The organism is Roseofilum sp. KMC-1, assembly GCF_057802075.1.
The window spans coordinates 3,308,088-3,321,397 of record NZ_CM173605.1 but is presented as its reverse complement, the minus strand read 5'-3'; the positions used below and the strand labels follow the sequence as shown (position 1 = coordinate 3,321,397).

The following is a 13,310-nucleotide window of genomic DNA, read 5'->3' as shown; positions in this document are numbered from 1 at the left end:
AGCAAGTATTCGCGCCCATTTTGGTGAAGAAAGTTGAACTCCAGATAGGCTCAAATAATAACAGGAAGTCGCTCAGGGAGTAAGTAATCCGGGTGCTGCTGTCGTTTTAAACTCATTAATGACTGATCGTCGATCGACCCGGTTGCCAGCAAATAGTGGATTAGACGGGGGAGTAGGGGCGAGAATTTTTTCGCTCCTACTGCTATTGTCCTAGCTATAATTCTTCATTCTTCCCTTTTGTTTTTGGTGATGTTTTCCGAGTAAAAAAGCGCTCTAGTTGTTCAGTCCCTTCTTGGAAATGGATCAGGGTAGTGACGATCGCGATCGCTCCATAAACGACTCTTAGCAACCATCCTTGAACGGCAAACACCCAATCGAGCCATTGGGCGCGATCGCCTAAAAAATTAGCTAAAATCGACTTGAGGCGGTTATCTTCAGCCTCTAACTGATTCAGGCGATCCAATTGAGTAGGTAAAAGGGGGAATTTAGCGGTATAGAGATAAAAGCCAAACATGCCGGTTTTTCCTGTTTTCTCTTCTAGAAACTGATCGGTTTTTTGCACAATTTCCGCAGAAGACAACTGAGTATTTTCGGCAATATCATTGAGCCAGTTATTATAGCGAACGACGGTGGGGATGCTGAGAATAAAGGGAATGGTGGGAATGAGTAAGAGGAGACTGACTTGTTTGCGGATACGAGGGGGCAAAAAGACGGTCGAGAGTCCAAACCCCAAGCCCAAAATGGCAAAGGAAATTAAGTTAGACAGCTCGCTCAAGTCTAACATGCGAAAAATATCGCCCACGATCGGTAGGGAATAGATATGCTGATCGGCCAGAAAGATAAACAGTAGTTTACTTAAGACCACCAAACTGACCACCAAAGGAATGATCAGGATATAGAGGACAATGCGAAAAAGAAGTTTTAACCGATCCATGGGGGTAAGGGGTTAAAGATTCAGAAAAAAATGTTTAGCGGCTAGGGTGTATTGATCGATTGTAGACACATCTAGCTTTTGCGAGCGATCGCCGGAAGTCATCTGTAACCAAAGCAGATATTCAATATTTCCGGCTGGGCCCGTAATGGGAGAATGGGTTAAGCCTTGATAAGACCATCCCAGACTGCACGCGCTCTCGTAAACTGTGGCGATCGCCTGACTGTGGTCTTTGGGATCGCGGACAACCCCCTTTTTACCGACACGCGATCGCCCCACCTCAAACTGGGGTTTCACCAAAGCAAGCAACTCCCTCGGAGGAGCTAACAAAGTCCATAAGGCCGGCAAAATTTTGGTTAAAGAAATAAACGACACATCGACCACCGCTAAGTTGGCGGGTTCTTCCCCACTATATAACGCTTCGGCACTCAAATAGCGTAAATTGGTTCTCTCTTTCAACACCACTCTAGGATCGTTGCGAATACGCCAATCCACTTGGCCATAACCCACATCCACCCCATAAACCTGTTTCACTCCCTGTTGCAATAAACAGTCTGTAAACCCTCCGGTAGAAATGCCTCCATCGAGGGCAATTCTACCGGCTACATTTAGATGAAAATACTTAAGAGCATGGGCTAACTTTTCTCCTCCTCTAGAGACAAAGGGCGATCGCTCCTTGACGGCGATCGTCGCTTCTGTAGAAATCAAAGTCCCCGGTTTATCAATCACCACCTGATTAACCATCACTTCCCCAGCCCGGATCAAGCGCTGGGCGAGTTGTCGAGAGTCACAGAGGGACTGCTCTACCAGTAAAATATCGAGTCGTTGTTTAGCCAAAATCAATCAAAAATTACCAATACAAAATGCAAAATTCAAAATGATTCTATCTTCCCATAGATCATATCCTGATATCGATCAAAAACTCAGTATCAAGGAATAGCGCAATTCTAAGAATTTTAAGGGCGAACCACAGTTCGCCTCTACTGGAGATGAATGGGAGTGGATGTTATGCGGATGTCAACCGTTGCCCTTGTTACTTTAGCGGCATTGATCGCACCAGAATTTCGGTCTTCGTCCGATCTGAGCCAATCTCCAATTCAACCCATAGGGGATAATGGAACTGGCCAAAAATCGGATATTGATCCTCAGTTTATTCAGTCTATTGTGCAACAGGTGATGCCGGTGGCCCTAGCTTCTATTAGCCCACCGGAAGTGCTTCCTCTAGTCCCCCAATCGAGGGATGAAGCTTTTGATCGCACTTCTTTATCCCAGGAAGATATTCAACACCTGAAGACGATGATTGCTCAGGTGGTTGATACCTCTATTGCCCAAGAAAATTTAGCCTTAGTGGGAGGGGACGATCGCCTGCCGAAAATTGAAGGAACGATTACCGTTTTAAATTTGTTGATGGCCTTAATTGTAAGTGTGCCAGTGATGGCGGTGATTTTGTTTGGGTTCATTCGGGGTTGGGTGGTTCAAGATTTAGTGAAAATGATCCATTCTCAATTAGAAGAATTCAACGATTTAGATCGGGAGTTAAAGGATTATCAGTTGCGAGCGGATGATTGGATGGGTGAGTTATATCGTCATCTGAATTTATATAAACAACATATTCGCGATGAGTTAACCACGGTTCATGAACAGTCACAACAGTCTCAGATTTCCTTGGAGGAAATCGATAAAATTAAGCGGCAAATGATGCGTCAGTTTCAGGAAATGCTAGGGGAAGCGAAAGCAGAAAAAGAGAGTTTATTCCGGGAAATTTCCCAAACTCGGCCCTCCCAAATGCTGGAGACTGTGCCAGTCAATTTATCTTCTGAAGTGCCTAATTTTTCTCCCCCTCAGTTAAACCGGACGGTTGTTTCGGGTGCTTCTAAGGCTTTACCTGCGGTGAATCCGGCAGAGTTGACGATGGAAGATTATTTACACCAAGCTCAGGAATTAACGGAAGTTCATCGCTATGAGGATGCGATCGCTGCTTATTATAAGGCTTTGGAATGGGTTCCTGATTCCTATGAAACTTGGTTAGCCATTGGGAAACTCTATGTTAAGCAACAGAATTATTATCGCGCTCTAGAAGCCTATCAAAAAGCTATTGATATTGATGGGAATCGAGATGAAGCCTGGTATAATTTAGGAAATACTTTAAGTAAATTGGAAAACTATCCCCGCGCTCTGACTGCCTACGATCGGGCGCTCTCAATTCATCCGGGACGCTATGAAGCTTGGTATAATCAAGGTAGTATTTTAGCGAAATTAGGCCGTTATGCAGAGGCGATCGACTCTTATGATCGCGCCTTAATTCTCCATCCCCAAAGTTGGGAAGCTTGGTATCATCGGGGCAATTTATTGGGATGGATAGGAGAGTACGAAAAGGCGATCCTCTCCTATGATAAATCCGTTAATCTGAATTCTCAGAATAGCGAGTCTTGGTATAAACAGGGTTTAGCCCTAGCCAAATTAGGTCGCCATCAGGAGGCTCTGGCTGGTTATGATATCGCGGTGTCTTTAGGCAAACAGGGAGAGGGGTTATGGCGCAATCGGGGGGTTACCCTGGAGGGCTTAAATCGATATGAAGAGGCGATCGCATCCTATGAGCAAGCCTTAGCTCTTCAACCGGAAATGGTCGATTTATGGTTAAGAATTGCCCATCTTCTAGACCAAATCAATCGTCCAGAAGAAGCTCTAAAAATCTATAATCATGTCTTGTCGATTCAACCCAATCATCCTGAAACTTTAAGGCTCAAAGGCAATATTTTAGCAGAATTACACCAGTATAAAGAAGCGGTGGATTCCTTTAGTCAAGCGATGAAAGCGCAAGAAATGCTTAAGGGTAGTCGTTTAGTAGAAGTTTCTACCCAGTTTTAAAAGGAGAGGGGATCTTAATTGAAGAATAGGCTCAAAACCGTTATGATAGCGGTTACCCGTGCGTTTTCTATTAGTGGGGGGCCAAAAGCCTAGCTCATGAAGTGGTCATGAAATCTAAGTATACTCGCAGTCAAGAAAAAATTATTACCCTGCTCAAAAGCATACAGCGATCGCTCTCTGCTCAGGATATCTATATTGAACTCCGCAGTCGCAGTCAAACCACTGGACTAGCAACCATCTATCGCGCTCTCGAAGGACTCAAACAAAAAGGTGCGATCCAATCTCGCACCTTAGCCAACGGAGAAGCCGTCTATACTTCTATTGAGCAAGATCGACACCATTTAACTTGTCTAAGATGTGGTGAGTCGATCTTGCTTCCTGAATGTCCCGTGCATGACCTAGAAATCGCCCTGCAAAAAAACTACGAGTTCAAGATTTTTTATCATACCCTGGAATTCTTTGGACTCTGTGAGCAGTGCCAACTCTTACCCGCTTCCGAGTTTTAAATAACCAATTTGGTAAAACCGGGGGATAACAATGAGCAAAACTTCACCAAGACAAGCATTAAACAAAGCTTTTCTGAAAGTTAAGCCTAATCGTACTGAGATTGAACGCTTTAAAACCAATCTCAAGACCTTACTGGTGCAAATTAATCCCGCAGAGTCAGAAGAATTTCATAAAAATCTGATTGCTGATTTTTTGAAGAACACCTATTATCAGGAAAATTACTTTAAATAGTTGCTCTTTCTGATGGTCGTGGGTTGCCTAGGCTATAATTAAAACACTGCTTAATTATTGGAGGTCTGCCCATGAAACTAACCGGGATTAAATATGGCAACACTATTGAAATTTCAGAAAATCTGAATATTCCCGACGGAACTCAAGTGGTTATCGAAGTTAAACAGGTTGAGACAATGACCATTGAGGACAAGCTAGAAAAAATGAAAGAATTCTTAGAGAGCGATCGCGAAGGTAGACAAGAGCTAGTAAAAACTTTAATGCAACTAGATGAGGAACGCCATGATGCCTTTGAAAAAAGAATGAACAATGTAGATGATTAAGGTGAAAAATTTGTGTATTTGTTGGATACTAATATTTGCATCGCCCTAATTGATCGACATCCCCAGGTATTACAGCAATTCTACCGTAAATATGCTCAGTGCTGTGTGCCGACAATTGCGATCGCGGAACTGTATAAGGGGGCTTACCGTTCTGAAAAATTGTCAGAAAACTTACAAGATATTGAGGATTTTCTCAGTTTAATCCCTACAATTGTCGAATTTGACTACAAGGCAGCAGTGGAATTTGGCCAAATTCAAGGCGAATTGAAACAATTGGGAAAACCGACCGAAGACTTAGATGCCCTGATTGCGGCGATCGCCCGATCACGCCATGATATTGTGGTGACCAATACAGCAATTTTCGCTGCTATGCGGTACATCTAGATCCCCCTGAATCCCCCTTAAAAAGGGGGACTTTCCTATTCCCCCCTTTTTAAGGGGGGCAAGGGGGGATCTTTTTTTGCTGTACCTCATTACCCCGCAAAACGCTGTAATATTCGTCATTTTCGAGAAATTCCCAATTTGCAGCTAGAGAATTGGTTGGCGAGCGATTCTGCTGGCAAGCCTTGAAAAGCCGCATTTTTCCGCAAGCGGACATGAAAAGGGAAAAATGGGTTAAACTCTTACTTATTACTTATTACTTATTACTTATTACTCATTACTTATTACTTAACAGCGCAAAGCGCTGTAAGGTGGGCAGGGTTTGCTTGTAAAAGTTGAATCCTGTCGTTTATCCTCCTGCCCACCCTACTTGAGAGGTTTAAGAATGCGATCGCAGCGCTTGTAAATCTTGGTCTAAATCAGCAGACATCGTACTCAACTCTCCTGAATCCAGGGAGGTTGCCGCATCACCGACAATTGCCCGCATTCCTTCGAGTGCAGACGGAATACTACGAGGGTCCATAAACATCACCTTACTACTGCCGCTACTGCCAATTTTCATGCCCATGTCCATATAGTTTTGGGCGATTAAAAATTGCAGGGCATCTTTAGCTTTTGGATCGGCTTTCAGCATCTTAGTAATAATTTGCATGGCTTCCGCCGTTCCTTGGGCTTTTAAAACAGCTTGTTGCCGTTCCGCTTGCGCCCTTAAGACCGTCGCTTTTTGTTGTGCTTCCGCATCTAAAATTGCCGCTTTTTGCCGTGCTTCTGCATCTAAAACCTGGGCTTCTGCTCGTCCTTTAGCACTGTTAATCGCAGCATCTCTTTCCCCTTCCGAAGTTAAAATCGCTGCCCGTTTTTTCCGTTCCGCAGACATTTGCAGTTCCATGGAATCTTGCACCGCCTTAGATGGCACAATATCCCGCAATTCTACCCGCGTGACTTTGATTCCCCAAGGATCAGTGGAAATGTCTAATTCTCGTAAGAGGACTTCATTCACTTCTGAACGAGCTGTAAAGGTTTGGTCTAACTCCAGTTTACCCATTTCGGCGCGGATTTGAGTGAGGACTAAATTGGTCATCGCCGCGTGCAAGTTTTCCACCCTATAATAGGCTTTTTCCAAGTCCATAATCTTCCAATAGACTACCGCATCCACGCTAATTGAGACATTATCACGGGTAATACACTGTTGGGGCGGCACATCGAGAACTTTCTCGCGAGTCGTTTCTTTGAAAGAAATGCGATCGACAAAAGGCATTAAAAAATTCAATCCCGGCTCTAGCTTTTTACCGTTGTATTTACCGAGGCTTTCTACCAGCATCTGATCGCTTTGTTTAACAATTTTGACGCAAGATAAAGCGCTACTTCCTAAAAAAAGAGCAACCAGTAGACCAAATAATTCACCCATGAGTAGACCTCCAGAAAATTAAAATTAGATTATTTAAGAATTGAGCATTTTTTGGGGAATCACAATTAAGGTATTCCCTTCTCGACGGAGAACATAAACCATTTCATCGGCGGCGATCGCCAATTGAGGATCATCACACTTAGCCCGCCAAGAATTCCCTTCATATAACACTCTGCCCGGTTGACCGGGTAAAATTTCGGTTAAGGTTTGTGCTTCCTTAGAGTCTTGAATGCTATAGGCAGTCCGCTTTGGTAAGAGTTTGCGAGTTCCCAAAACCAAACCCAAAGAGAACACCATCCAGAGCAGAATTTGTATTCCTAACCCCAGTTGAGGAAACAGCAAGGAAACCCCAGCCACCGCAAATGCTCCGAGTCCCATCAGCAACTCAATAAAGGCGGTGGGGGTTACCAGTTCCATCACACAGAGGATAAAGCCAGCAATCAGCCAAATTAATATCGGATTGAGAGCCATGCAGATTGATGAACCAAGAGTTCTGTAATAAAAGGGGATCGATGAATCCCTAAAAATAGCCTAATCTATGCAAAGAGCGATCGCACAGAAGAATTAACCTAATCTTTAGGGTTGGAGGGTTTACATGAACACATCGGAGTGTTATCTCTGGGCCGTCAATGGATCGTCGGTTCCTGTGGGGGAAATTGTCGCCAACCGCTATCAGGTGGTTGGGTCACAAATTTGGCGGGATACCCAACCGCAAGAGATGCCCGAAATTCCCGATCGCTCCGACCCAAAAGTATTAGCCTATTTAAAACTCTCTCCCTATCATCTCCACCTGCCCCAACTCTACGGAGCAGTGGAAATCCCCGGTCATCCTCTCATTTTACTGCTCGATCGCATCCCCATTACTTCAGAAGGAACCCTCTACCCCTCCCTTACCGAAGCTTGGAGCCAAACGGCTCCCGTGCGTCAAGTCTATTGGTTATGGCAACTGAGCCAACTCTGGAACCCCTTAAATACTTTTGGAGCAGGTGCGAGTCTGCTAACGGCTGATAATATCCGCGTCCAAGGCTGGCGAGTTGGACTACGGGAACTGATTTTTACTCGTTCAAAGTTGAGTTTAAGCGCCCTCTCCCGGTGTTGGCAAACCTGGATAGAGTCTTGCGATCCAGATATCCGGGAGCAGCTTAGTCCCCTCTGTGAAGACATGGGGACAGGTCAAAATTGGAACAAGATTACAGCTTCCCTGAATCAAATCTTATTAGAATTGGCGGCCGAATTGCCCTTAAAGATGACTACGGCTGGGGGGACAGATGGGGGCACAGTGCGATCGCATAATGAAGATAGCTGTTATCCGGTCACCGTTTCCCAAAAAGGGAATCTTACCCCAGAATTCGATCGCATCTCCCAACTGGGGATCATCTGCGATGGACTCGATGGCCATGAAGGGGGGGAAGTGGCCAGCGAATTGGCGGTTCGCAGCGTCAAATTACAAGTCCAAGGCTTACTCTTAGAATTGGCAGAGCAAACCGAAATCATCGAGCCAACCATCTGGATCGACCATATCACCTCTGTAATTCGCATTGTCAATAACTTGATCGCCACCCAAAATGACGCTAAGGGGCGCTCCAGTCGGGAAAGGATGGCTACCACCTTAGTGATGGCTCTACAAATTGCCCAAAAGGTGAAAACCAGCTTTGGTTTAGAGTTTCCCAATGGTCATGAACTCTATTTAGCCCATGTGGGAGATAGTCGTGCCTATTGGATTACCCGCGATTATTGTCAATTATTAACCCAGGATGATGATTTTGCCCATTGGCAAGTCGCCAAAGGGGAATGTTTGCACCGTCAAGCCGTTGCTAGGGACAATGCCATGCAACTCATTCAGGCTTTGGGAACTCAACACGCCGATCATCATGAATTAGTGCCCCATGTACAACGGCTGATCATCGAAGAAGAGGGAATTTTACTCTTATGTTCAGATGGATTAAGCGATCGCCAAACTATACAACAGTATTGGCAACCAGAGATTAATCGAGTTTTGAGCGGTGAGATTACCTTAGAAGAGTCCATTAATCGCTGGTTAGCGTTAGGAATCTCAGACCAGAATCCTGATAATGTATCGGTGGTCTTAATGCATTGTCAGGTTTCTCCACTACAGGAAAGAGAAGGGTTAATTCCCCAGGCAGGAACTGGGCAAAAATCCTTATCCCCAGGAACCATTAATGCCCAGTTATCTTTACCAGATTCTCCAGAGTTTGTCTTGCAGCAAGTTGCCCCAGAACCCGAAGCCGAGCCAGTGCCTGCCCCCTCCCCACCAGAGAAAGTGCCATCCCAGGGAGTTGGGCTAATGCTTTGGGGATTACTGCTGCTGTTACTCCTTGGAGCAGGGTTCGGACTCTGGTATTCCGGGTTAATGGATATTCCTGGGTTAAATACTCCCCAACCGACACAGGAGAAATAATTTTCCCTTTTTATGAGAGAATCAAACATTGTACTCAATCAACAGAAAAGTTAACTGAAAAGCAAGTTAAGCTTGTATTATTGTGGAGCAAAAGTTTATGAATCTGAAAATTGGCGATCGCGTTCGGGTTAAAACTTCTTTAGTCATTTATCACCATCCCCAACATCGGAATGAACCGTTCGATCTGCAAAATCATGAAGGGGATGTAGTTGATTTAGCTTCTACATACAATTTAAAAGGTCAAGAAGTCGCCATCAGCGCTAATTTCCCTGTGGTCGTTCAATTTCCAGAGATTAGTAAACGGTTTAAAGCCCATTTGAAAGAAGATGAATTAGAAGTCATTTAATGGGGAATAGGGAATAGGGAATAGGCAAAAGGCAATCCTCCCCATCTCCCCCATCCTCGCTCCAGTGCTACAGTATGGGTATCCTGGCGATCGCCCCCTAGCATAAGTGTAACGAGTCTATGGCAGATGTAAATTTTAAGCCATCTCTGCTCAGAGGTTTAGTCTTGAGTCTTTTGAGCGGCATCCTGATTAAGGAAAGTTTTGCCTTCTACCAAAATTCTCAAAATCCTGCTTCTAGCCCTACTCCTGCCTCCATAAGACTCGATTCTGAGGAGGATTCTAGCCCTCCTCCTATACCAGACATTGCCCCTTCTAAATTGCCAGAATCCCCTACCCCACCAGAGCCGCCCCCCCCAAGCGATCGCTGGTCAATTCAACTGCCCTCTGAGTCCGCATTGATTGCCAATTATGAGCAATGGTTCACCGGATCGATTCCCTCCTCAACTCCAGATCCGTCCCCAATTGACCCTGCTTTAAACCAGCCTCTAGTAGAAAATCAGACGATTGCGGCAACCCCTTCAATTTTGGCAACCCCCCACGCACCTGTAGCAGAGGCAAAAGCAGTGGGAAATAAAGCATACCTAGAAGCCCTCTCTGCTCCCCTCCCCATCAGTCAAGCACCCGAAAGAGCAGTTTCCTCTGGTTCCCTCGCTCCCGATAGCACTCCCCAAAACTCCGAACTTTTCCAACCCTCAAGCCTTCCCGTCTCCCATCCCACTCAAACTCCAGTTGCTGCTTCTCCCACCGCTACAATTACCATTCCCTCAGCCTATGGTCAAGAGTGGGGCAAAGTAGGCATGGCATTAGGTTTACAATCTCGTACCCGCTATACCCATCATGCTGATGGGGGTTTAGGCATTGGTATGGGATTGGGAAACCCCCAAACTGGAGTCGGGGTTGATGTGGGGGTCAGCATTGTGGATTTAATTGGCGATACGGGGCAAGATGGATCGGTCAGTGTAAAAATCCATCGCCAACTGCCCCAAAATTGGGCGATCGCCGTTGGAGTCCATAATGCGATTCAATGGGGCAATACAGACGGCGGATCGAGCGTTTATGGTGTCGTCACGAAACGGTTCGATCTGCGGGACAATATCTCCGATCCTTTCAGTCGCGTTTATGTCTCTGCTGGAGTTGGTGGGGGACAATTTCGCTCAGAAGACAACATTATGCAGCAACAAGACGCGATCGGTGTATTTGGGGGGGTAGCGGTGCGGGTTATTCCTTCAGTCAATGCGATCGTTGAATGGACAGGTCAAGACCTCACCCTAGGCGCATCCATCGTCCCCATTTCCAAAATTCCCTTCGTCATTACCCCTGCCCTCACCGATATTACCGGCAGTGCCGGAGATGGCAGTCGCTTCATCTTAGGCATCGGCTATGTTTTCTCCTTTTAAACCCTTAAAATATCCTCCCCTATATCATGAAAATTATTCATTTTTTAGCCTGGTTTAGCTGCATCCTCATCCTCATCTTCATCCAATCCTCCCTACAAAGTGCCCACCCCCAAAGTGGCAATCAATCCGATATTACCGGCCCCAATATTCAAGAAACCTTTTCCTTTCCCCCCTCAGAATCCGATCCCACTTCTCAGGATAACAACAACACCTCATTCAAAGAAGTAGAAATCGATCGAGAAGCCTTTGAAAGTCAATTTCTCCAATCCGACTTTGAACAAGCCATTCAACTCTTTGAAGAATTTCAAGCCGTCGAATACGCCAAATATTTCGATCTCAAACTTTATGGTCGAACCGCCAGCGCCTGTGAAATTGCCCAAACTCTCGACAACTTAGCTCAAAAAACTCAACAAAAACCCGCTATTGTTTATGTCGTTGCCCTCGAAAACCAACTCGACATCCTCACCATTTTCCCCCAAAATAACGCTTGTTCCTCTCCCAAATTCTTAAACAAACAAAATTCCCAATCCTCTCCTTTTGCCCAAATTCAAGTTCAAGACCTTACTCGATCTTCTCTAGAAGAAACCATCAATCAATTCCGCCTAGAAGTCAGTAATCCTAGAAAAGTCCGCACCACCAGCTATCAACCCTATGCCAGTCAACTCTACCAATGGTTAATTCAACCCTTAGAAGAATCCCTATCCACTCAAAAAACAGATACCTTAATCTTTTGTTTAGACAAAAAAATTCGCTCTCTTCCCATTACTGCTCTCTACCATGACCAACATTTTCTCATCCAAGACTATCAAGTCGGTTTAATTCCCAGCTTTAGCCTCATCGATCCCACCTATCGCTCCATTGCATCCGCAACCCTTTTAGGATTTGGGGTATCCGATGGCGGACAAAATCAAGAACTCCCTCCATTGCCTGCTGTTCCCATTGAACTCTCTTGGTTACAAAAAATTTGGCAAAATCAAACCTTTTTAGATCGACAAGCCACCGTTGAAAACTTACAGCAATATAGCAAAGATCCAGATACTCGGATGATTCATATTGCTACCCATGCCGAATTCAGACCTGGAGATGTGAGTAACTCTTTCATTCAATTATGGAATCGCAATGTGGGCTTAGATCAACTGCGTCAATTATCCCAAGCTTCGGAATGGAATCAAAATCCTAGAGTTGAATTATTAACCCTTAGTGCCTGTCGTACTGCCCTCGGAAGTGAAGACGCAGAATTAGGATTTTCTGGATTAGCCTTGCAAGCAGGAGTGAAAACCGCTCTCGGTAGTTTATGGTATGCATCCGATGAAGGCTCCCTAGCATTAATGGCAGAATTTTATCATCACCTCCAAAATGCCACAGTAAAGATTTCTGCCTTAAGAAAAACACAACTGAATATGATTAACGGCTTAATCCGTATCGATCATAATCGCCTTTTTCTATCTTCAGATTTATCGATTGAAATGCCCGATCAATTTTCTAGAACTCAAAACTTCATCCATCCCTATTATTGGTCAGCCTATACGTTGATTGGCAACTGGAATTAAGTCATCAATTGATCTAATCACCCATTACTCATGAGTAGAACCATCGGGCATAATTGTGCTGGTCATATCCGTATTCCGCAAATTAGCTTGATTGAGTTTAGCATCAATCATCATCGCTTGAGCTAGACTCGCTTCCCCCAAATTCGCCCAATTTAAGTTAGTCCGAAATAAATTGGCCACGCGCATATCGGCTTGACGCAAAGTTGCCCAACTTAAATTAGTTTGGCGCAGATTCGCTTGATATAAAATTGCTGCCCTTAAATTAGCTCCACTGACATTAGCAAAACTTAAATCTGCCTTGGTAAGATTGGCTTCTTCTAAATTCGCCCCACTGAGCATGGCATTGGTCAGATTAGCTTCTTCTAAATGGGCCTTAGTCAGTAAAGTATAAGTCAGATTTGCCCCTTCTAAATTAGCCTTAGTTAAAATGGCCTCGTCTAACTTCGATCGCGTCAAGGTTGCCTTACTTAAATTGGCATCATAAAGGCGAATTTCCGTTAAAATCGATTCACTGAGATTCGCTTGGGTTAAATTGGCCCCCGTTAAATCTGCATCATGTAAATCTGCCCCTCGCATTCCTGCCCCGCTTAAATTAGCTCCCATTAAGTTAGCACCTTGAAGATTAGCACTAATCAAATTAGCCTCTTGTAAATCAATCCCACTTAAATTTGCCCCTCGTAAATCCGCTTCTCTGAGGTTTACACCCTTGAGTTTGGCTTTGCTCAAATTGACCTGCATCAATTTCGATTCTCGTAGATTAGCTTGGTTAAGAGAAATGCCGACTAAAAGTTGGCGACTCAGATCCACTTGGCGAAAATCTCGTTGTCCTTCTGCGTATAGCTGCTTGAGTTCGTCTAGATCCATGGGTTAGCGTGAGGCTTGAGTTGCTAGGGAAAGAGATACGCTTAAAGAAGCCTATGAAAAATTTTAGAGTATCATACTGACTCTA

General features: G+C 44.7%; 13 protein-coding genes and 1 pseudogene. 9 read left to right on the top strand and 5 right to left on the bottom strand.

The window, feature by feature from the left end; translation table 11 throughout:
- Nucleotides 1–214: 214 nt before the first annotated feature.
- A complete protein-coding gene (locus AC3FZD_RS15320) occupies nucleotides 215–934 on the bottom strand; it encodes a hypothetical protein (protein ID WP_488736865.1) in 720 nt (239 codons plus the stop codon).
- Nucleotides 935–946: 12 nt separating this feature from the next.
- Entirely contained in the window at nucleotides 947–1,768 is an 822-nt protein-coding gene (locus AC3FZD_RS15315; RefSeq protein ID WP_488736864.1) for a TlyA family RNA methyltransferase, read from the bottom strand.
- Nucleotides 1,769–1,924: 156 nt separating this feature from the next.
- Here AC3FZD_RS15315 and AC3FZD_RS15310 point away from each other — a divergent pair, with 156 nt between their 5' ends.
- From AC3FZD_RS15310 to AC3FZD_RS15290, 5 genes and pseudogenes are all read left to right on the top strand, one after another.
- Complete coding sequence (locus tag AC3FZD_RS15310) at nucleotides 1,925–3,799, top strand: tetratricopeptide repeat protein (protein WP_488736863.1); 1,875 nt, start codon at nucleotides 1,925–1,927, stop codon at nucleotides 3,797–3,799.
- Between the two features lie 107 nt (nucleotides 3,800–3,906).
- Entirely contained in the window at nucleotides 3,907–4,305 is a 399-nt protein-coding gene (locus tag AC3FZD_RS15305; protein ID WP_488736862.1) for a Fur family transcriptional regulator, read from the top strand.
- A gap of 31 nt (nucleotides 4,306–4,336) precedes the next feature.
- Nucleotides 4,337–4,531, top strand: a pseudogene (locus tag AC3FZD_RS15300) (DUF7149 domain-containing protein); the annotation flags it as partial.
- A gap of 77 nt (nucleotides 4,532–4,608) precedes the next feature.
- Nucleotides 4,609–4,860, top strand: a complete 252-nt coding sequence (locus AC3FZD_RS15295) for a hypothetical protein (protein WP_488736861.1) — start codon at nucleotides 4,609–4,611, stop codon at nucleotides 4,858–4,860.
- Between the two features lie 12 nt (nucleotides 4,861–4,872).
- Nucleotides 4,873–5,244, top strand: coding sequence for a type II toxin-antitoxin system VapC family toxin (locus AC3FZD_RS15290; protein WP_488736860.1), 372 nt, complete (start codon nucleotides 4,873–4,875; stop codon nucleotides 5,242–5,244).
- A gap of 376 nt (nucleotides 5,245–5,620) precedes the next feature.
- Here AC3FZD_RS15290 and AC3FZD_RS15285 read toward each other — a convergent pair whose 3' ends face one another.
- A complete protein-coding gene (locus AC3FZD_RS15285) occupies nucleotides 5,621–6,649 on the bottom strand; it encodes an SPFH domain-containing protein (RefSeq protein WP_488736859.1) in 1,029 nt (342 codons plus the stop codon).
- Nucleotides 6,650–6,682: 33 nt separating this feature from the next.
- The gene (locus tag AC3FZD_RS15280) at nucleotides 6,683–7,120 is read right to left on the bottom strand and encodes an NfeD family protein (RefSeq protein WP_488736858.1); all 438 of its coding nucleotides are present in this window, start codon (nucleotides 7,118–7,120) and stop codon (nucleotides 6,683–6,685) included.
- 124 nt (nucleotides 7,121–7,244) lie between these two features.
- Between AC3FZD_RS15280 and AC3FZD_RS15275 the strand changes: the two genes are divergently transcribed.
- The 4 genes from AC3FZD_RS15275 to AC3FZD_RS15260 all read left to right on the top strand — a co-directional run bounded on the left by AC3FZD_RS15275 (nucleotide 7,245) and on the right by AC3FZD_RS15260 (nucleotide 12,361).
- Complete coding sequence (locus AC3FZD_RS15275; RefSeq protein ID WP_488736857.1) at nucleotides 7,245–9,068, top strand: PP2C family protein-serine/threonine phosphatase; 1,824 nt, start codon at nucleotides 7,245–7,247, stop codon at nucleotides 9,066–9,068.
- 97 nt (nucleotides 9,069–9,165) lie between these two features.
- Nucleotides 9,166–9,414: a ferredoxin-thioredoxin reductase variable chain gene (locus tag AC3FZD_RS15270; RefSeq protein WP_488736856.1), complete on the top strand. Its 249-nt coding sequence runs from the start codon at nucleotides 9,166–9,168 to the stop codon at nucleotides 9,412–9,414.
- Between the two features lie 119 nt (nucleotides 9,415–9,533).
- Nucleotides 9,534–10,811 (top strand): hypothetical protein, encoded by a 1,278-nt coding sequence (locus AC3FZD_RS15265; protein ID WP_488736855.1) that lies wholly within the window; start codon nucleotides 9,534–9,536, stop codon nucleotides 10,809–10,811.
- A gap of 26 nt (nucleotides 10,812–10,837) precedes the next feature.
- Complete coding sequence (locus AC3FZD_RS15260) at nucleotides 10,838–12,361, top strand: CHAT domain-containing protein (protein WP_488736854.1); 1,524 nt, start codon at nucleotides 10,838–10,840, stop codon at nucleotides 12,359–12,361.
- 24 nt (nucleotides 12,362–12,385) lie between these two features.
- On the opposite strand, the gene AC3FZD_RS15255 is transcribed toward AC3FZD_RS15260, so the two are convergent.
- Entirely contained in the window at nucleotides 12,386–13,225 is an 840-nt protein-coding gene (locus tag AC3FZD_RS15255) for a pentapeptide repeat-containing protein (RefSeq protein ID WP_488736853.1), read from the bottom strand.
- Nucleotides 13,226–13,310: the final 85 nt, after the last annotated feature.